The sequence below is a fragment of the Nonomuraea sp. NPDC047529 genome, from assembly GCF_040642995.1.
GTDB lineage: Bacteria > Actinomycetota > Actinomycetes > Streptosporangiales > Streptosporangiaceae > Nonomuraea.
Map to the genome: position 1 here is coordinate 162,333 of NZ_JBEYTJ010000006.1, position 23,716 is coordinate 186,048.

A 23,716-nucleotide genomic window follows, 5' to 3' on the forward strand; every position below is an offset into this window, starting at 1 on the left:
ATGACCGCCTACGCCGCCCTGGCGCTCCAGATCGAGGCCAGGGCCCTCACCGGCCGCGCCGACCTGGCCCGCGCCGTCGAGCGCGTCGCAGAGCGCGTCGGCGGCAGCAAGGCGTGGCTCGGCCCGGCCCTGCGGCTGGTGGTGCTGCCGGAGTACGTCCTGACCGGCTTCCCCGCCCGGCAGGGCCCGGCCGAGTGGCGCGAGAAGGCCGCCCTCGACGTGGACGGGCCCGAGTACCGGGCACTGGGCGCGATCGCCGCCGCGAACGACGTGTTCCTCTGCGTGAACGCCTACGAGCGCGACGAGCACTTCCCCGGCCTGTACTTCCAGGCGTGCGTGATCCTCTCCCCGGCGGGGGAGGCGGTGCTGCGCTACCGGCGGCTGCACTCGATGTTCACGCCCACGCCGTACGACGTGTGGGAGCGCTACCTCGACCGCTACGGCCTCGACGGCGTGCTGCCGGTCGCGCGTACCGAGATCGGGAACCTGGCGGCGCTCGCCTCGGAGGAGATCCTGGTGCCCGAGCTGGCCAGGGCGCTGGCCCTGCGTGGCGCGGAGGTGTTCTGCAACCCGACCTCCGAGGCGTACTCGCCGGCCCTCACCCCCAAGGCCGTCGCCCGGCGCGCCCGCGCCGTGGAGAACCTGGCCTTCGTCGTCTCGGCCAACACCGCCGGGCTGTCCGGCATCGCGATCCCGGGCGACTCGGTTAACGGCGGCTCGGAGGTGATCGGCCCCGAGGGCCGCGCGCTGGCCCAGGCCGGGCCGGGGGAGACGCTGGTCGCCGCCGCCGAGCTGGACCTGGCCGCGCTGCGCCGCGCCCGCCGCGCGCCCGGCATGGCGAACCTGCCCAGCCGGGTCAAGACGGGGCTGTGGGCCCAGGCGTACGCCGCGCACGACGTCGAACGGCCCGGCGAGCTGACCGACGCCCCGGACCGCGCCTTCTACGCCGCCCGGCAGCGCGAGGTCATCGAACGGCTGTACGGCCGGGAGTGAACGTCAGGCGCGGGCGTAGCGGCGCAGCAGCCCCCGCTCGGCCGCCAGGAAGATCGAGTTGAGCGCCACGCCCAGCACGCCCAGCAGCACGATCCCGGCCCACATGGCCGGGATGTCGAACTGGCTCTGCGCCTCCAGCAGGCGGTGGCCGATGCCCTCGCTGCTGCCGTACAGCTCGGAGATCACCATCATGATCAGCGCCAGCGAGACGCTGAGCCGCAGGCCCGCCAGGATCTTCGGCGCGGCGGCGGGCAGGATGACGTGGAACAGGCGGGTGGCCGCCGACAGGCGGAAGACCTGGCCGGTGTCGAGGTAGCCGCGGTCGACGTGGCGGCCCCCGTCCATCGAGTTGATCAGTACGGGCCACACGACCCCGTACACGATCGAGGCGAGCTGCATCGGGGTGCCGATCTTGAACAGCAGCAGGAACACCGGCAGCAGCGCCGCGGGCGGCACCGAACGGCCGAGGTGCAGCAGCGGCTCGGCCAGCGCCGCCAGCCAGGCCAGCCGGCCCAGGGCCACGCCGAGCGCCACCCCCGCCACCGCCGCCAGCGCCCACCCCGCCACCAGCCGCCCCAGGCTGGGCAGCAGGTCGGCGACCGCCTCGTCGGTCAGGAACAGCCGGCCCGGCGAGCCGGAGAACCACATCTCGCGCAGCCGGGTCAGGATCGTGCTGGGCGGCGGGAAGTAGACGGCCTCCGCCCGCCGGGCGACCAGCTCCCACAGCACCGCCACCACGGGCAGCAGCCAGTGGCGGCGCGCCCACCGCCAGGTGTTCGCCGCAGGCCCGCCCGGCCCGGACCGGGTCACGCCGCGACCTCCGCGCGGGCGTGGTGCCAGCGGAACAGGCGCCGCTCGGCCGACGTGACCATCAGGTTGGCCGCCAGCCCGAGCAGGCCCGCCCACAGCGTGCCGGCCAGCACCCGGTCGACGTGGTTGGCGGTGCCGGCCTGGAGGAGGAACGTGCCGATGCCGTCGCCGCCCGCGATGAGCTCCACGCTGACGGCGACGATGAGGGTGACCCCGACGGAGATCCGCACGCCGGTGGCGACGAACGGCGCGGCGCTCGGCAGCGAGACCCGCAGCACGACCGCCAGCGGGCCGAAGCCGAAGCTCCGCAGCGTCTCCTTGGCCTGCGGGTCGACGTCGGCCAGGCCGTACATGGTGTTGACGAGCAGCGGCCAGCAGCAGGTGTAGACGATCAGCGAGGTCTTGGCGTCGGCGCTGTCGGGGAACAGGAACATGGCCAGCGGGATCAGCGACACCGACGGGATCGGCCGCAGGAACTCCACCAGCGGCCGCGCCGAGCGCTCCACCACCGGCACCGTGCCGAGCAGCAGCCCGGCCGGCACCGCCAGCGCGATGGCGATCAGCAGGCCCGCCGCACACGCGCCCAGCGTGGCCAGCACCTGGGCGTGGAACCCGCTGTCGCCCGCCAGCCCGGCCGCGGCGGCCAGGACGTCGGAGGTGTACGGCAGCACGCCCGGGTCGACCAGCCCCGCCCGCCCCGCGATCTCGGTCAGGACGAGCACCCCGGCCACCCCCGCGACCCCGAGCACCGGCCGCCTGCCCCGCGTGATCATCCCAGGCCGGTCGCGATCTGCTGGGCGACGACCGGCCTGCTCTTCAGGTAGCCGTAGCCGACGAGCAGGTCGGCCAGCTTCTGGAAGCCCGCCTGAGGCGGCTCCATCGAGAAGACGCCGAGCTTCATGGCGGCCGCGCTCGCCGCGTCGATCTGCGTGTACGTCGGGATGACCTCGTCGATCGCCGAGCGGTCGGCGGCGGCGATCCGCTGGGCCTTGGCCAGCGCGCGGTGGAAGGCGGCGGCGGTGCGGGGGTTCCTGGTCAGCCAGTCCTGCGACACGCCCCAGCCGTCGATCGGGATGCCCGCGGTCGGGCCCGACATGGTGTCGATCACCTCGGTGCCGCCCGCCTTCTTGGCCGCCGTCAGGAACGGCTCGACCAGCCAGGCGGCGTCGACCTTGCCCGAGGCCAGCGCGCCGAGCTGCTCGTTGAACGGCATCGCCACGTACTTGACGTCGCCGGGCGCGAGGCCGGCCTGCTGGAGGTGGGCGTTGGTGACCGTCTGGCCCAGCGCCTTGAGCACGTTGACCGCGACCGTGCGGCCCTTGAGGTCGGTGGCGGACCTGACCGGCGACCCCTTGGGCACGACGACGCCCGCGATGCCGGGCGCGGACTCCTGGCTGTGCTGGAACAGCTTGAGCCTGGCCGCGCCGGAATCGTTGATGGACAGCAGCGAGACATAGGAGGTCAGGAACGCGTCCATGCTGCCGTTGAGTATTTTCGGCATGACCGCCTGAGGGGCCTGGATGATCTCCGTTTTGACGGTCAGGCCCTCGGCCTTGAAGAAGCCGCGTTTCTCGGCGATGAACAGCGGCGCCGCCGACGGCACCGGCACCACGCCGACGAGGAGCTGGGTCTTCTCCAGCCCGCCCGAACCGCCTGAACCGCTGGTGGAGGTGGGGGCCGCGGCGCCGCCGCAGGCCGCGAGGCCCGCGACGAGGGCCAGCGCGGCGGCGGCGTGTGCGATCTTCACGATGCTCTCTCCTGACTGCCGGCGCGTTTCCTGGCCGGGCAATGCGAGAATCGCGGCGCGCGCACGGACAAGCGCGGGCCCGAATCGAACGAGCCCCCCGACGCATTCGGCACCACCGGAACCCCCGCTGCCACGAATGGCGATCGTACAGCAGGAGTCGTGACCACCGCCATGAAACAAAGCGGGCATTTATCCGAATGGCCTGACCGTCGGTATAAGTGATGGTAAATCGGTAATACGCCTATATTTCTGGCCTTTGTGGGATCAATTCTCGACGTCCGTGCCGCCACGGAGTCATTGCCGCTCCTTGGACGTGCGATGAGACCCGGGTTGAGATCATTGGGCGGCAGGACCCGGCGAGACCGGTGAGGGGGTGGGGGCCCTGCGGCCGCTTCGGCTCTCGGTCCAGGCGCGTCTCATCCTGGCCACCGCCGTGCTGTCGCTCATCGTCTGCGCGGCGATCGGCGTCGCCCTCGACGTGCTGATCCGTGAGCGCATCCGGCAGGACGTCTTCGCCGACACCCAGCGCGCCACCACCGAGTGGATCGGCTCGATGGGCACCGCCTTCCCGCCCCCGGTCACCACGTCCTCCGTCGACCTGCTCCAGCTAGTGGACGCCCACGGCCACGTGGTCGCGGCCAGCCGCGCCGCCTCCGGCAGGCCGCCCGTCAGCACGCTGTGGCCCGCCTCCGGCAACCGCATCCGGCACGGCGTGGCCTGCGCGCGCGGCGAGTGCGTGATGTTCACCGCCACCAGGCCCTCGCCGCAGGAGGAGCAGTTCCTGTGGGGCGGGGCGTCCCACGTCGTCTACGCCGCGCGGGCCGAGCCGCCCCTCCTGGCCACCCGCCGCCTGGAGCTGATCATCACCGCCGGCGGCCTGGCCGTCAGCGCGTTGCTCACCTGGATCGCCGCGTTCCTGATCGGGCGTACGTTGCGGCCGGTCGAGGGGATGCGGGCCAGGATGGCCGAGATCACCGTCACCGACCTCAGCATGCGGGTGCCCGAGCCGCCCGGCGACGACGCCGTCGCCCAGCTCGCCCGCACCGCCAACAGGACGCTGGCGCGCCTGGAGGAGGCCGTCGAGCAGCAGCGCAACTTCTCCTCCATGGTCTCCCACGAGCTGCGCACGCCGCTGACCGGCCTGCGCGCCCGGCTGGAGGAGGCCCTGACCTACCCCGACGTCGACCCCCGCGCCGCCCTGCGCGACGCGTTGTCCACCGCCGACCGGTTCCAGGCGATCATCGAGGAGATGTTGCTGCTGGCCCGCGTCCGCACGGCCTCCACGCGCCACCGGGAGCCGGTGCGGCTGAGCGAGCTGGTCCGGGAGGAGGTCGCCGCCCGGCGGGCCGGGCTGCTGATCCGGGTGGACGTCGCCGAGGATCTCCAGGTGCTCGGCAACCGCGTCCAGCTCGGGGAGGTGCTGACGAACCTGCTGGTCAACGCCCAGCGGCACGCCCGTACGGTGGTCGAGGTCCGGGTGGAGCGCCGCGACGGCCAGGCGATGGTCTCGGTCCGCGACGACGGCGCCGGCGTCGTGCCCGAGGACCGCGAGCGGGTCTTCCAGCCCTTCGTGCGTCTGTCCGAGGGACGCCGGCGCGACCCCGAGGGCAGCGGCCTCGGCCTGGCCATCTCCCGTGCCATCGCCCGCGCCCACCAGGGCGACCTGGACATCGATGACTTCCCCGACGGCCCCCGGTTCGTCCTGCGCCTCCCGCTGCCCGCCCCCGGCCCGGACGCCCCGCCGCCCTGAGCCCGGTCGCGGACCCGGCGGGCCGCCTTCCCCGGTCGCGGCGGCCGGGCGGCGGGCCCGGCCGAGCGCGTCCCTCAGGACGCGGTCACTGGCACTTGCCCTTCAGCCACGCGCTGAACTCCGGCGTGTAGTCGGTGGCCACCCGCTTGGCCCCGCTCGCGAGCGCCGACTTCCACGCGTTCTCGTTCAGGGTCCAGGAGGGGGGCGGCTCCTCCCACTTGGTCACCTCCGGCCAGATCGGACCGCCGGTCAGCACCTGGCTCAGCCCCGCGGCGGTCACGCGGCTCTTGAGCTCGGCGGCGATCGCGCTGTCGTGCGAGTACAGGATGATCTCCTGCGACCGGTAGTTCTCCTTGACCGGGTCGAGCACCTCCTTCCAGCCCTGCGCCTTGATCGTGGCGTTGGAGCTGAGCAGCGACTGGCGGGCCTCGGGCTTGATCTCGACCAGCCCGACCATGCCGGACGAGCGCATCGCGGCCAGCCACTCGCGGAAGGTGTAGACGGTCTCGCCCTTGAACAGGCCGCGCACGATCGTCCGGCCCTTGAGCGCGGTGTCGCCCGCCGCCCACCAGATCTCGGTGATGTTCTTCTTGGTGCCCGACAGGCCCCACGTCGAGGTGTTGTGCCACATGACGGCCTTGGTGCCGTCCTTGGTGAGCTGGAGGTCGGCCTCGACGCCGGAGGCGCCCCAGCCCTTGTAACGCCGTACGGCGGTGGGGTTGTTGGGCTGGCGCACCTGGTCCCGCTCCCAGGCGTTGGCGCCGGTCGGGTAGCCGCCGTGCCCGAAGATCTGCGGGCAGGCGGGCAGCGCGGCGGACGGAGAGGTGAGGAGTGAGGCCAGGGTCAAGGCGGCGAAGGGGCCGGCGAGGGGAACTGCCAAGGCACGCACCTTTCGATCTTGAGGTTCACCGCACTCTGCCACATTCACGGACGTTCCGTCCCAGGAGGGCGGCCGCGAGGGCGAGCGCTGCGCGGGCGCGGGGCAGGTCGCCGGTACAGTCGTCAGTACCGTGGCGGCTTGTGGCAGGGTGCCACGGGAACCGGCGCTCGAACCCTGTGGCGGGGTCACTTTTTGTGGAAACCGCACAAAGCAGGAGCCCCGGCGTGCACTATGCGGACATTGGTACACGCGGCGGTGATCGAGCACGGTAGAGACAGTGACGGGCGAGGCTCCGGGGGACCACCCCGGACTCGCCTACTTGTACGGGGTACGTGGGAGGCTCAACCGGTGTTCAATCGTGTCGCCATCGTCAACCGCGGAGAGGCCGCGATGCGGCTCATCCACGCCGTCCGGGATCTTTCGGCGGAGACCGGCAAGCGGATCGAGACGATCGCGCTCTACACCGACGCCGACCGCGACGCGACCTTCGTCCGCGAGGCGGACGTCGCCCACTCGCTGGGGCCCGCCTCGGCGCGCCCGTACCTCGACCACGCCGTGCTGGAGCGGGCGCTGGTCGAGACCGGGGCCGACGCCGCGTGGGTCGGGTGGGGGTTCGTCGCCGAGGACCCGGCCTTCGCCGAGCTGTGCGAGAAGATCGGCGTCACCTTCGTCGGGCCGAGCGCGGAGGCGATGCGCCGGCTCGGTGACAAGATCGGCGCCAAGCTCATCGCCGAGGAGGTCGGCGTCCCCGTCGCGCCGTGGAGCCGCGGCGAGGTGGCCACGCTCGAGGACGCCCTGCGCGCCGGCGACGCGATCGGCTACCCCCTGATGCTCAAGGCGACCGCGGGCGGCGGCGGGCGGGGCATCCGCATGGTCGCCTCGGCCGACGAGCTGGCCGACGCCTACGAGCGCACCAGCCAGGAGGCCGAGCGCGCGTTCGGCTCGGGCGTGGTCTTCCTGGAGCGCCTGGTCACCGGCGCCCGCCACGTCGAGGTGCAGGTCATCGCCGACGGTCAGGGCACGGCGTGGGCGCTGGGCGTCCGCGACTGCTCGGTGCAGCGGCGCAACCAGAAGATCATCGAGGAGTCCGCCTCCCCGGTCCTGAGCGACGACCAGACCGCCGAGCTGAAGGCGTCGGCCGCACGGCTCGCCGTGGCCGTCGGCTACCGCGGCGCGTGCACCGTCGAGTTCCTCTACCACCCCGGCGACAAGCTGTTCGCCTTCCTGGAGGTCAACACCCGGCTCCAGGTCGAGCACCCGATCACCGAGCTGACCACCGACACCGACCTGGTCCGGCTGCAGCTGCACGTCGCCGCCGGCGGCCGCCTGGAAGGCCCCCAGCCGCGCGAGAGCGGCCACGCCGTGGAGGCCCGGCTCAACGCCGAGGACCCCGACCGCGACTTCGCCCCCGCGCCGGGCCGCATCGCCCGCCTGGTGCTGCCCGCCGGGCCCGGCGTCCGCGTCGACACCGGCGTCAGCGAGGGCGACACCATCCCGGCCGACTTCGACTCGATGATCGCCAAGATCATCGCCTACGGCCGCGACCGCGAGCAGGCCCTGGCCCGCCTGCGCCGCGCGATGTCCGCCACCACGGTGATCATCGAGGGCGGCGCCACCAACAAGAGCTTCGTGCTCGACCTGCTCGACCAGCCCGAGGTCGTCGACGCCGTCGCCGACACCGGCTGGATCGACCGCGTACGCGCCGAGGGCCGCCTGGTCAGTCACCGCCACTCCGCGGTCGCCCTGGCCGCCGCCGCGATCGAGGCCTACCAGGACGAGGAGGAGGTCAGCCGCAACCGGCTGCTGGCCACCGCCCACGGCGGGCGCCCGCAGGTGCAGCACGAGACCGGCCGCCCGCTGACCCTCAAGCTCCGCGGCGCCGGCTACCGGCTCACGGTGGCCAGGGCCGGGCAGCGGCGCTTCCGCGTCGGCATCTCCGACGGCGACCGCTCCCACCCGCTCGACGTCGAGATCGACCGCTTCGACGAGCACAGCGGCCGCATCACGGTCAACGGCCGCCGCTTCCGCCTGATGTCGGCCACCCACGGCCCGATCCACCTGGTCGAGGTCGACGGCGTCACCCACCGCATCAGCCGCGACGAGGGCGGCGTCGTCCGCTCGCCCGCGCCCGCGCTGGTCGTGGCGACGCCCCTGTCGGCCGGCGACGAGGTCGAGGCGGGCGCGCCCATCCTGGTGCTGGAGAGCATGAAGATGGAGACGGTGCTGCGCGCGCCGTTCCGCGCCCGCGTCCGCGAGTGCGCCGTCTCGGTCGGCAGCCAGGTCGAGGCGGGCGCGCCGCTGATGCGCCTGGAACCCCTCGCGGGCGCCGAGGACGAACCGGCCGCCGCCGCGACGACCGCCCCCGAGATCGACCTGCCCGCCGCCCCGCCGCGGGCGTCGGCCGCCGAGCAGGCCGAGCGCGGCGTGCAGGACCTGCGCGACCTGCTGCTCGGCTTCGACGCCGCCCCCCACGACCGCCGCCGCATGGTGTCGCACTACCTGGCCGCGCGGGCCGAGCTCGACGACCGCGTCGTCGAGGGCGAGCTCGACCTGCTCACCGTCTTCGCCGACCTGTCGGAGCTGAGCCGCAACAAGCCGGGCGGCGAGCTCGACGTCGAGCCGGGCAGCCCGGTGCACAGCCCGCGCGAGTACTTCCACAGCTACCTGCAGAGCCTCGACGTCGAACGGGCCGGCCTGCCCGAGGCGTTCCAGGCCAAGCTGCGCCGCATGCTCAGGCACTACGGCGTCGAGGAGCTCGACCGTACGCCGGAGCTGGAGGCCGCGGTCTTCCGGATCTTCCTGGCCCAGCAGCAGATGACCACCGGCGTCACCGTCATGTCGGAGCTGCTGCGCGCCTGGCTGGCCGGCTCGCCCCCGCGCGAGCCGCTCGGCGAGCGGGCCGGGCTCGCCCTGGAACACCTGGTCGAGGCCACGCAGGTGCGCTTCCCGGTGGTCGCCGACCTGGCCCGCGGCGTGGTGTTCCGCTGGTTCGCCCAGCCGCTGCTGCGCCGCAACCGCGCCAAGGTCTACGCCGCCGTCCGCGACGAGCTGCGGCACCTCGACCGCGACCCCGACGCGCCCGACCGCGCCGAGCGCATCCAGGCCATGGTGGCCAGCTCCGAGCCGCTCGTCCGGCTGCTCGGCCAGCGCATCGGCCGGCCCGAACGCGACCTCGCCCCCCTGCTGGAGGTCCTGACCCGCCGCTACTACGGCAACCGCGGGTTGTCGCAGGTCGCCACCAGCGACAGCGCGGGCTGCCGGTTCGTCACCGCCGAGCACACCGGCCCGCGCGGCGTGACCCGCCTGGTCACCACCGCCGCCGACATCGCCGCCCTTCCCGACGTCATCGACGCCGTCGGCGCGCTGGCCGACGGGGTCGGCGGGCGCGGGCTCGTCGCCGACCTCTACCTCACCTGGGACGACCAGCCCGACGCCGAGGAGATGGCCGTACGGCTCGGGCGGGTCCTGGCCGAGCGCCCGCAGCCCGCGGGCATCCGGCGGATCACCACCACCGTCGTGGGCACCAGCGGCGCGGTGATGCACCACCACTTCACCTTCCGCCCCGACGGCGCCGGCTTCGCCGAGGACCGCCTGATCCGCGGCCTGCACCCGCAGATCGCCCAGCGCCTGCAACTGCACCGGCTCCAGGAGTTCGACCTCACCCGGCTGCCCTCGGTCGACGAGGAGCTCTACCTGTTCAAGGCCGTCGCCAAGAGCAACCCGGCCGACGAGCGGCTCATCACCATGGGCCAGGTCCGCGACCTGACGCCGCTGCGCGAGGCCGACGGCCGCCTGGTCGCGCTGCCCGCCGTCGAGGACGCCCTCAACGCCGGCCTCGACGCGATCCGCAACATCCAGGCCCAGCGCCCCCAGAACAAGCGGTTCGACACCAACCGCATCATGATGTACGTCTGGCCCTCGACCGAGCTGACCACCGACGAGCTCAACATGCTGGTCCAGCGCATCCTGCCGACCACGGCGGGCGCCGGGCTGGAGGAGGTCCAGTTCGTGGCCCGCCAGCGCACCCCCTCGGGCGAGCTGAGCGAGGTCGCCGTGCGCATCACCCTCGACCCCGGCCACGGCGCCAGCCTCCAGGTCGGCAAGCCGTCGGACGAGCCGGTCCAGCCACTCGACGACTACCGCCAGAAGGTGCTGCGCGCCGCCCGGCGCGGCAACGCCTACCCCTACGAGCTGACCGGCCTGCTCAGCGGCCCGCAGGGCGGCTTCGTCGAGCACGACCTCGACGCCGACGGCGTGCTCGTCCCGGTCGAGCGGCCCAAGGGCAACAACTCCGCGGCGATCGTGGCCGGCGTGGTCACCACGCCGACCGCCCGCCATCCCGAAGGCGTCACCCGGGTGGTGCTGCTCGGCGACCCGACCAAGGCGCTGGGCGCGCTGTCGGAGCCGGAGTGCTCGCGGGTGATCGCGGCGCTCGACCTGGCCGAGCGCATGCGCGTGCCCCTGGAGTGGTTCGCGCTGTCGGCCGGCGCCCGGATCTCGATGACCTCGGGCACCGAGAACATGGACTGGGTGGCGGCGGCGCTCAAGCGCATCGTCACCTTCACCCAGGCCGGCGGCGAGATCAACATCGTGGTCGCGGGCATCACCGTGGGGGCGCAGCCGTACTGGAACGCCGAGGCGACGATGCTCATGCACACCAAGGGCATCCTGGTCATGACCCCCGACTCGGCGATGGTGCTCACCGGCAAGCAGTCGCTCGACTTCTCCGGCGGCGTGTCGGCGGAGGACAACTTCGGCATCGGCGGCTACGACCGCGTGATGGGCCCCAACGGCCAGGCCCAGTACTGGGCGCCCAACCTGCCGGCCGCCCGCGACGTGCTGATGGCCCACTACGACCACACCTACGTCGTCCCCGGCGAGAGCGGCCCCCGGCGGGCGCCCACCGCCGACCCGGCCGACCGGGACGTCCGCGACTACCCGCACACCGTGGCGGGCAGCGACTTCACCACCGTCGGCCAGATCTTCTCCGCCGAGCACAACCCCGACCGCAAGAAGCCCTTCGACATCCGCACGGTGATGCGCGCCCTGTCCGACCAGGACCACCCGGTGCTGGAACGCTGGGCGGGCATGGCCGACGCCGACACCTCGGCCGTCCAGGACGTGCACATCGGCGGCCGGCCGGTCTGCCTGATCGGCATCGAGTCCCGGCCGGTGCCGCGGCGCGGCTTCCCGCCCGCCGACGGGCCGGACGCGTACACGGCCGGCACGTTGTTCCCGCGCTCGTCGAAGAAGACCGCGCGGGCGATCAACGCGGCCTCCGGCAACCGGCCGCTGGTGGTGCTGGCGAACCTGTCCGGCTTCGACGGCTCACCCGAGTCGATGCGCAAGCTCCAGCTGGAGTACGGCGCGGAGATCGGCCGGGCGATCGTCAACTTCGAGGGCCCGATCGTGTTCTGCGTCATCTCCCGCTACCACGGCGGCGCGTTCGTGGTGTTCTCCAAGGCGCTCAACCCGAACATGACCGTGCTGGCGCTGGAGGGCTCGTTCGCCTCGGTGCTCGGCGGCGCCCCGGCGGCGGCGGTGGTCTTCTCCGGCGAGGTGAACAACCGCACCGCGACCGACCCGCGCGTGAGCGAGCTGCAACGGCAGGTCGCGGCGGCCAGCGGCGCCGAACGGGCCGCGCTCAACGCCCGCCTGGCCGAGGTCCAGCCGGCCGTACGGGCGGAGAAGCTCGGCGAGGTGGCCGCGGAGTTCGACCGGGTGCACAACATCCAGCGCGCGGTCGAGGTCGGCTCGGTCGACGCGATCGTCAGCGCCGCCGAGCTGCGTCCGCGGATCATCGAGGCCGTCGAACGCGGCATCGCCCGGCTGCACCAGGGTTCCTGACCGCGCACGTCCTCTCGACTCGGGGGGACGTGCGGCATCGTCCGCGCGGCTGGACGCCCACGAGCGCGGGCATCGTGCTCGTGGGCGGCGTTCCCCGGGGCGGCGGAGGCGGTCGGGATCAGGTCGTCGCCTGGTCCGGCGTGGCGTCGTCCTTCGCTGGGGTGAAGTGGCCAGAATAGAACCATCTGGTCACAACGCGTGAGGGGAAAGATGCTGTCGATCACTGTGCTGGCGGCGGTCGCCCTCGCGGGCGTCCCCGTGGGGCCCGCCGTCCTCGCCGAGGTGGCCTCCGGCCAGGACGGGGACACGTCCTGGAAGAAGCTCACGTCCTTCCGCGTCTCGCCGGCGGCGCCGCACCAGAACGACGCCATCCGGCTGCTCATCCACTGCCCCACCCAGGCCAACCACGCCGTCGTCGGGTCCACCGCGTTCCCCGTCAAGGGGTCGTGGCGGATGTTCCGCGAGGTGGGCGTCGGGCTGGGCGGGATGGGGTTCGGCAAGAAGGGCGTCGTCATCTCGCGGTTCGCGCCGCCGGGGGAGCACGAGGTGCGGCTGAAGTGCGTCAAGGTGACGGCGGACTGGCGGACCGGCTTCAGGAAGGTCAAGGTCCTCAGCCGTTCGGAGGTCCCGCTGGTGGTGCGTCCGTTCCGCCTCGCCCAGTTCTTCTGACACACTCAGGCGTCCCACGACCCCGCCGCCCTCGGAGCGACTCCCTTGGACGACAGCCCTTACTTCACCTGGGCCGAAGACGGCTTCACCCTGGACATCCTGCTCGACGGCGAGGCCGACCCCTCGCGGCTGGAGACGGGCGACGCGATCGTCACGTTGCCGTCGGGCGAGCGATACAGCGCTCTCATGCTCACCCTGGAGGAGGCGGGGCGCATCATGGACCGGCACGCCCGGTCCGGGGAGAGCCTGGGCGGTCGGTACCGCTGCACCCCCGACCTGGTTCTCGTGCGGGAGCCGGGCGTCGCCGGGATGGTCGAGGTGATACGGGATCTCGTCGACGAAGGGGAGATCTCCGCCTGCCTGCCGAGAATCGGGGAGAGCGGCGCGCTGGTCAAGCCGGGAATGTAGGAGGAAGGCTCTGGGTCACCATCGTGATTCAGGTCTCATATACCCGTACCGGGTCCAGGTTGCCCATGGTAGGCGGCTCCCGTATCGTGCTCGTTCGTCAGAACCGGAGCTACGGGGGAGGGCCGGTGGGGATCCTGCGGCGGGGTGTGCGTGCCCTCCTGCTCGTCGTCCTCGCTCTCGGCGTGTGCGGGATGCACACTCTCGGGCACGTGAACGCCCGGCACGACATGGCGATCGCCCACGAGGCCCCCGCCGCCCATGCGGGGCTTCAGTCCGGCCACGCGGGGCTTCAGTCGGACCACGAGATGCCGGGGCTCGATCCGGCCGGGGTCTGCCTGGCCGTGCTGAGCTCGCTGCTCGTCGTGGCGCTGCTGGCCTTCTGGGTCGGCGCGCGGCGGCGTGCCTTCGGTGGCGCCGGCGCTGGGTCGTCTCTCCGGCCGGTCGCCAGGCCGCCGCCACGGCCCACGTCCCTGCGGCTGGCCCACCTCTCGATCCTGCGCATATAGGCCGGCGGCCGGCGCGGACGCCCTCCACGGCGATCCGCGAGAACCTGCCGACCGTCCCAGCGAATCGAGAGATCACCTCAGCATGTCCAGCAACCGTAAGATCGCCGTCGTCGTCGCCGCAGGGGCGCTCGCCCTGCTCACCGCGTGCGGCGGCACCGACACCGCCTCCACGGCCACGCCCGACGCGGCCGCCACCACCGCTGGTGCCCAGCCGTCGCAGGCGTCGTTCAACGACGCGGACGTCATGTTCGCCCAGATGATGATCCCGCATCACCAGCAGGCGGTCGAGATGGCCGAGCTGGCCCCGCAGCGGGCGAAGGACCCGGAGATCAAGGAGCTCGCCGCCAAGATCAAGGCCGCCCAGGATCCGGAGATCCAGACCATGAAGGGCTGGCTGGCCGAGTGGGGCAAGCCCGTCCCGTCCGGCGGGATGGGGCACGACATGCCCGGGATCATGTCCGCCGAGGACATGAAGAAGCTCGAAGGCTCCAAGGGGACCGCCTTCGACAAGCTGTTCGCGGAGCAGATGATCGCCCACCATGAGGGCGCGATCGAGATGGCGCGTACCGAGCAGGCGAGCGGGGCCGACCCGCGGGCCAAGGAGCTGGCCAAGGGCATCGAGAGCGCGCAGCAGGCCGAGGTGGCCCAGCTCCGCAAGCTCCTCGAACGCCTCTGATCCCACCTGCCGCCGGGACGTTCCCGGCGGCACCGGTCCCATTGCCGGGGCGCACGTGCCCCCTGCTCAGTGAGGGCGGGGGCAGGGGAGGGGCGGCCGTGCCGGGCCAGGGGCTCGGGGCGGCCGCCCGGTTCGGGGGTGGCGCGCCTGGTGGTGACGACGGTCGCCGCCATGGCCGCCGCCGTGCGAGCGGGAACGGCAGACGCTCATCAGGCGCGAACGCGCCCCCCGCAGGCGCCACGACCGGTACGTCACGGCACCGCCCGGCGAGATCGACCCGCCGTCACACCCCGCCTGCTGACGTCGCTGAGGGCGACCCGCTGTCATGTCCTGCCTTCTGACGTCGCTGAGGGCGACCCGCTGTCACGTCCCATCTCCTGGCGCCGTTGGGGGCGCCCGCTGTCGGGTGGGTTTGGGGTGGTTTGGGGAGGGGGTGGGGTGGCGGGGAGGTGAACGGGGGCGGTTGGTTTGGGGGGAAGGGTTGCGGAAGAGGGTGTTCTTGTTTAGCGTCCGCTGTGAGGGTTAGGAAAGTTTCCTAACGCCCGCCTTTCGATCACGGTCCACCTGCGGATGGCCCCATGGCACCCCCTATCCGAAGGATCAACGCATGATCAGACGTCCTGAGCGGCGCCCCCGGCGGTCGTCGCTTCTCGTCACGGCCCTGGTCGCGGCGCTGATGGCGGCGACGCCCTTGGCGCCACCGGCCGCGGCCGCGGCCGGTTCCGTCAGCGCCGACACGCTGCTGTCCCGTGGCAGGCCGGTCACCTCGTCCTCGGTCGAGGGCAGCGGCTTCGAGGCGGCCAAGGCGGTGGACGGCAACGCCTCCACCCGCTGGGCCAGCGTCGAAGGCCACGACCCCGAATGGATCCGGGTCGACCTCGGCGACACGTACACCGTCTCCAGGGTGAAGCTGACCTGGGAGGCGGCGTACGGCAAGTCGTACAAGATCCAGACCTCTCCCGACGGCGGCACCTGGACCGACGTCTACTCCACCACCTCCGGCAACGGCGCGACCGACGACCTGACGGTCAGCGGCAGCGGCCGGTACGTGCGCATGTACGGCACCGCCCGCGGCACGACGTACGGCTACTCGCTGTACGAGCTGGAGGTCTACGGCAGCGGCGGCGGCGGAGGCACCGACACCACCCCGCCCTCCGTCCCGGGCAACCTGCGCGCGACCGGCACCACCTCCACCAGCGTGTCCCTGGCCTGGGACGCCGCCACCGACGACGTGGGCGTCACCGGCTACCTCGTCTACCGGGGCTCGACCCTGGTGACCACCGTGGCGGGCACCACGTACACCGACACCGGCCTGACCCCGGCCACCGCCTACGGCTACACCGTCAAGGCGCGCGACGCCGCGGGCAACCAGTCGGCGGCCAGTGGCGGCGTCACGGCGACCACGCAGCCCGGCGGCAGCGGTCCCGCGGTGCCCTTCGGCAGCCACACCATCCCGTACGCCGCGGGCATGCTGCGTCCCACGGGCGACCAGGCCACGCTGGACGCGCGGGTGGTCGACTACTACAAGCGGTGGAAGGCCGCCTTCGTCCGGCAGAACTGCGGGAACGGCTGGTACGAGGTGATCTCGCCCGACGCCGACCACCCGTACGTGGCCGAGGCCCAGGGATACGGCATGGCGATCGTCGCGACCATGGCCGGGGCCGACCCCGACGCCAAGAAGATCTTCGACGGCATGGTCAAGTGGATGATCGACCACCCGTCGTCCATCAACCCCGACCTGCTGGCCGCCGAGCAGGACACCGCCTGCAAGAGCGTCGACGGGAGCGACGGCGCCACCGACGGCGACATGGACGTCGCCTACGGCCTGCTCCTGGCCCACCGGCAGTGGGGCAGCTCGGGCACGTACAACTACCTCGACCTGGCGGTCAAGCACATCAACGCCATCAAGAAGGACGAGATCAACCCGTCCACGAACCTGCTCAAGCTGGGCGACTGGAGCAGCTCGGGCGACCAGTATTACTACATCACCCGTACCTCGGACTGGATGATCGACCACTTCAGGGCCTTCAGGAAGGCGACCGGCAACAGCGCCTGGGACACGATCAGGACCGCCCACCAGAACCTGATCACCACGCTCCAGGCCAACTACGCCTCCGCCACCGGCCTGCTGCCGGACTTCGTGGTCAACACCAACACCACCGCCAAGCCGGCCCCCGGCCAGGTCCTGGAGGACCCGAACGACGGCCAGTACTGGTGGAACGCCTGCCGTACCCCGTGGCGCATCGGCGACGACGCCGTGACGAGCGGGGACGCCAAGTCGCTCGCCTCGGCCAGGAAGCTCAACTCCTGGATCAAGGGCAAGACCGGCGGCGACCCGAGCAAGATCGCGATCGGCTACAAGCTGAACGGCACGCAGATCTCCAGCGGCAGCGAGGCCGCCTTCTTCGCGCCGTTCGCGGTGGCGGCGATGACGGACTCCGGCAGCCAGGCGTGGCTGGACGCGCTGTGGAACAAGATGCTCGGCACGCCGATCGACGCGAGCAGCTACTACTCGGCCAGCATCCAGCTCCAGGTCATGATCACGGTGACCGGCAACCACTGGGTGCCCTGACCGGCGGCGGAACCCTCGGCCGTGCCCGCGGACGGCGTTCGCGGGCCCGCGGCACGGCGTTCGCGGGCACGGCCCACCGAAGGGAGGAACCCCCATGAGACGGACCCTGCTGGCCGGCCTGCTGCCCTTCCTGCTCACCTCTCCGCCCGGCGCCGCTGTGGGTGAGGTGGCTGAGGTGGTCGACGTGTCCACGGCGGCTCAGCTCGTGAGCGCGCTGGCCGGGGCGGTTCCCGGGCAGACCATCAGGCTCGCGCCCGGCGAGTACCACGGCGTCTTCGTCGCCCAGCGCCCCGGTACGGCCGCCGCGCCCATCACGCTGACCGGCCCGGCGAACGCCGTCCTGGTCAACGACGGTCCCTCGGGCGTCGCGCCGTCCTGTCCCGCGCCCGGCGGCGGCTGGGACTCCGGTTACGGGCTCTGGCTGTACGCGGCTCCCTACTGGCGGCTCACCGGGTTCACCGTCAAGGACTCCAAGAAGGGCGTTGTCCTGGACGCCTCCGCCCACGTGGTGATCGACGGCGTGTACGTCCACCACGTCGAGGACGAGGGCGTGCACTTCCGGCGCAGTTCCTCCGACGGCGTCCTGAGGAACTCCCGCGTCGCCTACACGGGCCTCGTCCAGCCCGGCTACGGCGAGGGCGTCTACCTCGGCTCGGCCGGCTCGAACTGGGGCTGCCACGGCAACACCGGCGGCGTGGACCGGTCGGACCGCGTCCAGGTCACCGGCAACACGATCGGCCCGTACGTCGCCGCCGAGCACATCGACGTCAAGGAGGGCACGAGCGGCGGCCTGATCAGCGGCAACACCTTCGACGGCACCGGCGTCAGCGGCCAGAACTCCGCCGACTCCTGGGTGGACGTCAAGGGCTCCCGCTACACGATCGAGAACAACACGGGCACGTTCGCCCCACCCGGCACCTTCGCCAACGGCTACGAGACGCACAATCCGGCCACGACGCCGTCCTTCCTCAACGGGTGCGGGAACGTCTGGCGCGGCAACCGCTCCGACCTCGGCGGCGTCGGCGCGTACGCCATCAAGATCACCTCGACCTCGAAGTGCGTGGCCGACCCGAACGTCGTGCACTCCTCCAACACCGTCACGGGCGCGACCCGGGGCCTGACGAACGTCCCGGTGACCCCGGGCTGACCGGCGGCGCGGACCCGCCGCCCGGTCTCCGGGCGGCGGCCTCGGCGTGCCGCGCGGCGGCCGGGTGAACCCCGGCCCAACAGGGTTAAGAAAGCTTCCTAACTTTATTGACAGCCCTCCGCGCCCTGGGCCACGATCCCGGTAAGCGGCTCGGCGCGGCCTCCCACGAGGAGGTGACGCGCTCAGCGAAAGACTCCTGACCCGGCCGCCCACCGGACCGTGCTCCGATCTCTCACCCCCAGGAGAATCGCCATGTCCAGAGTCCGCCTGGCCGTCATGGCCGTGATCGGCCTGGTGGCCGGCCTGCTCGTGGCCGCCACCGCCTCGGCCGGCACCGCCGAGACGCTGCTCTCGCAGGGCAGACCCGCCACCTCCTCCTCCAAGGAAGCCTCCTCCTACGCCGCCGCGAAGGCCTTCGACGGCGACCTCGCCGCCACCCGGTGGGCCTCGGCCGAAGGCCACGACCCCGAATGGTTGCGGGTGGACCTCGGCGCCTCCCAGCAGATCAGCCGGGTCAAGCTGACCTGGGAGGACGCCTACGGCAAGTCGTACAAGATCCAGACCTCCGCCGACGGCAGCGCCTGGACCGACGTCTACTCCACCACCACCGGCGACGGCGGCGTGGACGACCTCGCCCTGACCGCCACCGGCCGCTACGTCCGCATGTACGGGACCGCGCGCGGCACCTCCTACGGCTACTCCCTGTGGGAGATGCAGGTCTACGGCGGCGGCACCCAGCCGACCGACCCGCCCACCGACCCGCCGGGCGACACGTTCGTGGTGGCCGCCGCCGGTGACATCGCCGAGCAGTGCACCGCGAGCTCCTCCTCCTGCGTGCACCCGAAGACGGCCGCCCTGGTCGAGTCGATGAACCCGGAGTTCGTCATCACCATGGGCGACAACCAGTACGACGACGCACTCCTGTCCGACTTCCGCAACTACTACGACAAGACGTGGGGCAGGTTCAAGGCCAAGACCCGCCCGGTCCCCGGCAACCACGAGACCTACGACCCGGCCGGGTCCGAGGCCGGGTACAAGTCCTACTTCGGCGCCATCGCCTTCCCACAGGGCAAGAGCTACTACAGCTACGACCGCGGCAACTGGCACTTCGTCGCGCTCGACTCCAACCACTTCGACCAGTCGGCCCAGCTCACCTGGCTCAAGAACGACCTCGCCGCCACCACCAAGCCGTGCGTGGCCGCGTACTGGCACCACCCGCTGTTCAGCTCCGGCGAGCACGGCAACGACCCCGTCTCCAAGCCCGTCTGGCAGGCGCTGTACGCGGCCGGCGCCGAGCTGGTGCTCAACGGGCACGACCACCACTACGAGCGGTTCGGGCCGCAGAACCCCAGCGCCCAGGCCGACACCGCGAAGGGCATCGTCGAGGTGCTCGGCGGGATGGGCGGCGCGTCGCCGTACCAGATCGAGAACGTGCAGCCGAACAGCCAGAAGCGGCTGACCGACACCTTCGGCGTGCTGAAGCTGACGTTCGCCGGGAGCACGTTCGGCTGGCAGCTGGTCGGGACCGACGGCTCGGTCAAGGACAGCAGCCCGACCTATTCCTGCCACTAGATGTACATCTCGCTTCTCGGCACCCGGCTGACCAGGGCGGTGCCCGCCAACGTGGTGGCGCTCGGCCTGGTCAGCCTGGTCACGGACATCTCGTCGGAGATGGTCACCGCGGTGCTGCCGCTGTACCTGGTGGGCGCGCTCGGGCTCAGCCTCGTGCAGTTCGGGCTGCTGGACGGCCTGTACTTCGGTGTCACCGCGCTGGTCAGGCTGGCCGGCGGGCACGCCGCCGACCGGTGGAGCCGCCGCAAGCTGGTCGCCGGGCTCGGGTACGGGCTCTCGGCCGTCTGCAAGCTGGGCCTGCTCGCGGCCGGCGGGTCGGCCGCGGCGCTCGGCCTGGTGGTGGCCGCCGACCGCACCGGCAAGGGGCTGCGCACCGCGCCCAGGGACGCGCTCATCACGCTGAGCGCCCCGCCCGAACGGCTGGGCGGCGCGTTCGGGGTGCACCGGGCGATGGACACCGTGGGCGCCTTCCTCGGGCCGCTGGCCGCGTTCGCGGTGCTGACGGCGACGGCGGGCGCCTACGACGCGGTGTTCGTGACGAGCTTCTGCGTGGCCGCCCTGGGCGTGCTCCTGCTCGTTCTGTACGTACGGGACCGGCGCGGCCCCCTGACCGTCCGCGTACGGCTGCGGGCGGCGGTGACGCGGGAGCCCGGGTTCCGCCGGGCCTGCCTGGTGGCGGTGGTGCTCGGCCTGGTGACGGTCAGCGACTCGTTCGTCTACCTGGTGCTGCAACGTCGGCTGGCGATCGCGCCCGAGCTGTTCCCGCTGCTGCCGCTCGGCACGGCGGGCGCGTACCTGCTGCTGGCGGTGCCGCTCGGCAGGCTGTCGGACCGGTTCGGGCGCGCGGCGGTGTTCGTCGCCGGGCACGTGGCGCTGCTCGCGGTGTACCTGGTGCTGCTGGGCCCGGCCTGGCTGGTGCCCGCGCTGCTGCTGCACGGCCTGTTCTACGCCGCCACCGACGGCGTGCTCATGGCGCTGACCGGGCCGATGTTGCCCGAGAGCGCGCGGACCGGCGGCCTGGCGCTGCTCCAGACCGGGCAGGCCACGGCCCGGATGGTGTCGTCCATCCTGTTCGGCCTGCTGTGGGCGGGGACGGGGGAGGGGCCGGCGCTGGCGGTGATGGCCGCGGGGCTGGTGACGGCGTCCGTGATCGCCTGGCGGGCGCTGCGATGACAAGGAGGTCGTCAATGAGACGGGTGCTCGTACTCCTGGCCGCGGTGGTGCTGCTGGCCGGCGGCGCGACCGCGTACGCCACCTGGGCGGCGTCCTCGCGCCAGGTCGCGCCCGCCGCCGCGGGGTTCGACGCCGCCGAGCCCGGCCGGGTGCTGGTGCGCAGCGGCGGACGCGTCGCGTCCGTGCCCCTCGCCGACCCGGGCGCGCCGCCGCGGGTCAGCTCCCGGGCCTGCGACCGCTTCTACACGGCGAACGGCACCACCCTGTGCCTGGCCACCCGCCCCGGCCCGCTGCCGAAGACCGAGGCGCTCGTCCTGGACCGGTCGCTGAAGGAGACCCGCCGGGTCAACCTGGCCGGGGTGCCGAGCCGGGCCCGCGTGTCCGCCAGCGGCCGGATGGCCTCCTGGACGGTGTTCGTCACCGGCGACTCCTACAGCACCGGCGGCTTCTCCACCTGGACCGGCATCCTCGACACCCGGACCGGCTACCTCATCACGAACATGGAGGACATCCCGCTCTACCTCGACGGCCGCCGCTACCACTCCGCCGACGTCAACTACTGGGGGGTCACGTTCGCCGCCGACGACAACCGCTTCTACGCGACCGTCGGGACCAAGGGCCGGACGTACCTGGTGGAAGGCGACTTCGGGGCCTGGCGGGCCCGCGTGCTCAGGGAGAACGCCGAGTGCCCGTCCCTGTCGCCGGACGGGACCCGGCTGGTGTTCAAGAAACGCGTCTCACCCGGCCCGTGGCGGCTGCACCTGCTGGACCTGGCCACGATGCGGGAGAGCCCGCTGGGGGAGCGGGCCAGCATCGACGACCAGGCCGCCTGGCTGGACGACCGCACGGTCATGTACGCCAAGGACGGCGACGTGTGGGCGGCCGACGTCACCGGCGGCCCGCCGCACCGGCTCGTCCCCGGCGCGACCTCCCCCGCCGCCATCCACTGACGCCTGGCACGCGACCCCTCGCGCCCGGCCGCTCGCCCGGCCGTCCGGGCGGGCGGCCGGTGCTCAAGGGAGCCGGATGAGGCGGCGCTCGACGGCGGCCGCGACGGCGGCCGTGCGCGTCTCCACCCCGAGCTTGTCGTAGATGTGCACCAGGTGGGTCTTGACCGTCGCCTCGGTGATGAAGAGCCGCCGGGCGATCTCCCGGTTGCTCGCCCCGCTGGCCAGCAGCTCCAGCAGCTCGACCTCGCGGGCGCTCAGCGCCGGGCCGGGCTCGCGCATGCGCCGCATCATCCGGGTCGCCACCTTGGCCGACAGCACGCTCTCGCCCCTGGCCGCGGCCCGGATGCCCTGGAACAGCTCCTCGGGCGGGCACGCCTTGAGCAGGTAGCCGATGGCCCCGGCGTCGACGGCCCGCATGATGTCGGCGTCGCTCTCGTACGTCGTCAGCACCAGCACCTGCGGCGGCGCGGGCAGCTCGCGGACCCGCCGGGTGACCTCCACGCCGTCGATGCCGTCGCCGAGCTGCAGGTCCATGAGCACGACGTCGGGGGAGCGGGCGGCGATGCCGCGCAGCGCCTCGGCCCCGTCGGCGGCCTCGCCGACGACCTCCATGTCGTCCTCGCCGCCGAGCAGGGCCACCAGCCCCGCCCGGACCACCGGATGGTCGTCGACCAGGAACAGCCTCATGCCGGGCCACCGCCGTCCAGGACGCGCGGGGGCCACGCGGCGGGCACCCGGGCCGCGACCGCCGTGCCCTCGCCCGGCGCGCTCTCGACCACCAGGACGCCGTGCACCTCCGCCAGCCGGTCGCGCATCGCCCGCAGCCCGTAGCCGCGGCCGGGAGCGGGGGCGGGCTCGGCGAAGCCCACGCCGTCGTCGAACACGTCGAGCGTGACCTCGCCGTCGAGGTAGGACAGCGTCACCGTGGCCGTCACCGTGGCCGCCGCTGTCCCTGCCGCTGTCCCTGCCGCTGTCCCTGCCGCTGTCCCCGCCGCTGTCCCCGCCGCTGTCCCCGCCGCTGTGCCCGCCGCTGTGCCCGCCGCCGGTCCGGCGTGGTCGCGTACGTTGGCCAGCGCCGCCTGCGCCACCCGCAGCAGCGCCGCCTGCACCTCCGGCGCCAGCGGGTACTCCTCGCCCGCCAGCCGGAAGCGCACCCGTGGCCCGGTGCCGTCGGCGTCGGCGCAGAGCCGGGCCAGCGCCTCGGGCAGCGAGACGTCCACCAGGCCGGGCGGCTGGAGGCCGCGGACGAACCGGCGCGCCTCGTCGAGGTTGTCGGCGGCGGCCGCGGCGGCCCGCCGTACGTGGGCGCGGGCCTGGGCGGGGTCGGTGGCCCACATGCGGTCGGCGGCCTGGAGCAGAATGCCCATGCTGGTCAGGCCCTGGGCGAGCGTGTCGTGGATCTCCCTGGCCAGCCGCTCGCGCTCCTCCAGGACGCCCGTGCGGTGGCGGGAGTCGGCCAGCGTGCCGCGGGTGCTGATCAGGTCGTCGATGAGCAGTTGCCGGGCGGCGCTCTCGCGTTGCAGCTCCCCGAAGATGACCGCCGTCATGGCCGCGATGCCGACCGGCGCGAGGATCAGGCTGACGTCGAGCTCCCGGGCGATCTCCAGCTGGGCCACGATCACCACCAGGGTCAGCGCCGCGGCGGCCACCGCGAAACCGCGCGCGTCGAGCAGCCGCAGGCACAGGAAGAGCAGGGGCACCGCGCACCAGCTGAACGACGGCGCCAGCATCACCAGCGCCAGCCACACCGCCGCCACGCCGCCCAGCCAGACGAGCCGCCCCTGCCGCCCCAGCCGGTCCCACCCCACGATCCCGGCCGCGTACGCGAGCGCGAGCAGGGCGCAGACGGCCAGCGACGTCACCGTCTGCGGGACCATGCCGTGCCGGGACACCAGCCGCAGGGCCGAGGCGGCGAGCAGCAGGTAGAACCCCACGTGCATGGCCCAGTTGAGCCAGGTGCGCTCCCTCATCGCCCTCCCCGTCGCCATGCCCTCCGACACTATCCCCTGCCCGATG

General features: G+C 72.8%; 18 protein-coding genes. 12 read left to right on the forward strand and 6 right to left on the reverse strand.

Going from position 1 to position 23,716, the window contains the following annotated elements; all coding sequences use genetic code 11:
• Positions 1–993, forward strand: coding sequence for a nitrilase-related carbon-nitrogen hydrolase (locus ABZ815_RS12390; protein ID WP_357696941.1), 993 nt, complete (start codon positions 1–3; stop codon positions 991–993).
• A gap of 3 nt (positions 994–996) precedes the next feature.
• Here ABZ815_RS12390 and ABZ815_RS12395 read toward each other — a convergent pair whose 3' ends face one another.
• From ABZ815_RS12395 to ABZ815_RS12405, 3 genes are read right to left on the reverse strand one after another with little or no spacing between them, the layout of a single operon-like run.
• Entirely contained in the window at positions 997–1,803 is an 807-nt protein-coding gene (locus ABZ815_RS12395; protein ID WP_357696943.1) for an ABC transporter permease, read from the reverse strand.
• Complete coding sequence (locus ABZ815_RS12400; protein ID WP_357696945.1) at positions 1,800–2,576, reverse strand: ABC transporter permease; 777 nt, start codon at positions 2,574–2,576, stop codon at positions 1,800–1,802. Before ABZ815_RS12400 ends, ABZ815_RS12395 begins: the two co-directional genes overlap by 4 nt.
• On the reverse strand, positions 2,573–3,550 hold the full coding sequence (locus tag ABZ815_RS12405; protein WP_357696947.1) for an ABC transporter substrate-binding protein: 978 nt from the start codon (positions 3,548–3,550) through the stop codon (positions 2,573–2,575). The genes ABZ815_RS12400 and ABZ815_RS12405 overlap by 4 nt, the downstream gene beginning before the upstream one ends.
• Before the next feature lie 373 nt (positions 3,551–3,923).
• On the opposite strand from ABZ815_RS12405, the gene ABZ815_RS12410 reads away from it, so the two are divergent.
• The gene (locus tag ABZ815_RS12410) at positions 3,924–5,300 is read left to right on the forward strand and encodes an ATP-binding protein (RefSeq protein ID WP_357696949.1); all 1,377 of its coding nucleotides are present in this window, start codon (positions 3,924–3,926) and stop codon (positions 5,298–5,300) included.
• A gap of 85 nt (positions 5,301–5,385) precedes the next feature.
• Here ABZ815_RS12410 and ABZ815_RS12415 read toward each other — a convergent pair whose 3' ends face one another.
• Positions 5,386–6,180 (reverse strand): glycerophosphodiester phosphodiesterase family protein, encoded by a 795-nt coding sequence (locus ABZ815_RS12415; protein ID WP_357696951.1) that lies wholly within the window; start codon positions 6,178–6,180, stop codon positions 5,386–5,388.
• Between the two features lie 348 nt (positions 6,181–6,528).
• Between ABZ815_RS12415 and ABZ815_RS12420 the strand changes: the two genes are divergently transcribed.
• The 10 genes from ABZ815_RS12420 (at position 6,529) to ABZ815_RS12465 (ending at position 21,700) form a co-directional block, all read left to right on the forward strand.
• On the forward strand, positions 6,529–12,027 hold the full coding sequence (locus ABZ815_RS12420; RefSeq protein ID WP_357696953.1) for a carboxyl transferase domain-containing protein: 5,499 nt from the start codon (positions 6,529–6,531) through the stop codon (positions 12,025–12,027).
• A gap of 210 nt (positions 12,028–12,237) precedes the next feature.
• Entirely contained in the window at positions 12,238–12,696 is a 459-nt protein-coding gene (locus tag ABZ815_RS12425) for a hypothetical protein (protein ID WP_357696955.1), read from the forward strand.
• A 45-nt stretch (positions 12,697–12,741) separates the two neighbouring features.
• Positions 12,742–13,104 carry a hypothetical protein gene (locus ABZ815_RS12430; RefSeq protein WP_357696957.1) on the forward strand — a complete coding sequence of 121 codons (363 nt, stop codon included), beginning with the start codon at positions 12,742–12,744 and terminating at the stop codon, positions 13,102–13,104.
• Positions 13,105–13,229: 125 nt separating this feature from the next.
• Positions 13,230–13,610: a hypothetical protein gene (locus ABZ815_RS12435; RefSeq protein WP_357696958.1), complete on the forward strand. Its 381-nt coding sequence runs from the start codon at positions 13,230–13,232 to the stop codon at positions 13,608–13,610.
• A gap of 82 nt (positions 13,611–13,692) precedes the next feature.
• Complete coding sequence (locus ABZ815_RS12440) at positions 13,693–14,286, forward strand: DUF305 domain-containing protein (protein WP_357696960.1); 594 nt, start codon at positions 13,693–13,695, stop codon at positions 14,284–14,286.
• A gap of 607 nt (positions 14,287–14,893) precedes the next feature.
• Entirely contained in the window at positions 14,894–16,858 is a 1,965-nt protein-coding gene (locus ABZ815_RS12445; protein ID WP_357696962.1) for a glycosyl hydrolase family 8, read from the forward strand.
• A gap of 94 nt (positions 16,859–16,952) precedes the next feature.
• Positions 16,953–18,005 (forward strand): right-handed parallel beta-helix repeat-containing protein, encoded by a 1,053-nt coding sequence (locus ABZ815_RS12450; protein WP_357696963.1) that lies wholly within the window; start codon positions 16,953–16,955, stop codon positions 18,003–18,005.
• A 252-nt stretch (positions 18,006–18,257) separates the two neighbouring features.
• On the forward strand, positions 18,258–19,577 hold the full coding sequence (locus ABZ815_RS12455) for a discoidin domain-containing protein (protein ID WP_357696965.1): 1,320 nt from the start codon (positions 18,258–18,260) through the stop codon (positions 19,575–19,577).
• A complete protein-coding gene (locus ABZ815_RS12460; protein ID WP_357696967.1) occupies positions 19,578–20,750 on the forward strand; it encodes an MFS transporter in 1,173 nt (390 codons plus the stop codon).
• Between the two features lie 14 nt (positions 20,751–20,764).
• The gene (locus tag ABZ815_RS12465) at positions 20,765–21,700 is read left to right on the forward strand and encodes a hypothetical protein (protein WP_357696969.1); all 936 of its coding nucleotides are present in this window, start codon (positions 20,765–20,767) and stop codon (positions 21,698–21,700) included.
• 63 nt (positions 21,701–21,763) lie between these two features.
• On the opposite strand, the gene ABZ815_RS12470 is transcribed toward ABZ815_RS12465, so the two are convergent.
• A complete protein-coding gene (locus tag ABZ815_RS12470; protein ID WP_357696971.1) occupies positions 21,764–22,387 on the reverse strand; it encodes a response regulator transcription factor in 624 nt (207 codons plus the stop codon).
• Complete coding sequence (locus ABZ815_RS12475) at positions 22,384–23,670, reverse strand: histidine kinase (protein ID WP_357696973.1); 1,287 nt, start codon at positions 23,668–23,670, stop codon at positions 22,384–22,386. Before ABZ815_RS12475 ends, ABZ815_RS12470 begins: the two co-directional genes overlap by 4 nt.
• Positions 23,671–23,716 lie beyond the last annotated feature (46 nt).

Bases quoted from the DNA above. Each gene is read 5' to 3' on its own strand.
- ABZ815_RS12390 (WP_357696941.1), top strand. From the start codon at position 1: ATGACCGCCTACGCCGCCCTGGCGCTCCAGATCGAGGCCAGGGCCCTC.
- ABZ815_RS12400 (WP_357696945.1), bottom strand. From the start codon at position 2,576: ATGATCACGCGGGGCAGGCGGCCGGTGCTCGGGGTCGCGGGGGTGGCC.
- ABZ815_RS12425 (WP_357696955.1), top strand. From the start codon at position 12,238: ATGCTGTCGATCACTGTGCTGGCGGCGGTCGCCCTCGCGGGCGTCCCC.
- ABZ815_RS12440 (WP_357696960.1), top strand. From the start codon at position 13,693: ATGTCCAGCAACCGTAAGATCGCCGTCGTCGTCGCCGCAGGGGCGCTC.
- ABZ815_RS12445 (WP_357696962.1), top strand. From the start codon at position 14,894: ATGATCAGACGTCCTGAGCGGCGCCCCCGGCGGTCGTCGCTTCTCGTC.
- ABZ815_RS12450 (WP_357696963.1), top strand. From the start codon at position 16,953: ATGAGACGGACCCTGCTGGCCGGCCTGCTGCCCTTCCTGCTCACCTCT.
- ABZ815_RS12455 (WP_357696965.1), top strand. From the start codon at position 18,258: ATGTCCAGAGTCCGCCTGGCCGTCATGGCCGTGATCGGCCTGGTGGCC.
- ABZ815_RS12460 (WP_357696967.1), top strand. From the start codon at position 19,578: ATGTACATCTCGCTTCTCGGCACCCGGCTGACCAGGGCGGTGCCCGCC.
- ABZ815_RS12465 (WP_357696969.1), top strand. From the start codon at position 20,765: ATGAGACGGGTGCTCGTACTCCTGGCCGCGGTGGTGCTGCTGGCCGGC.
- ABZ815_RS12470 (WP_357696971.1), bottom strand. From the start codon at position 22,387: ATGAGGCTGTTCCTGGTCGACGACCATCCGGTGGTCCGGGCGGGGCTG.
- ABZ815_RS12475 (WP_357696973.1), bottom strand. From the start codon at position 23,670: ATGAGGGAGCGCACCTGGCTCAACTGGGCCATGCACGTGGGGTTCTAC.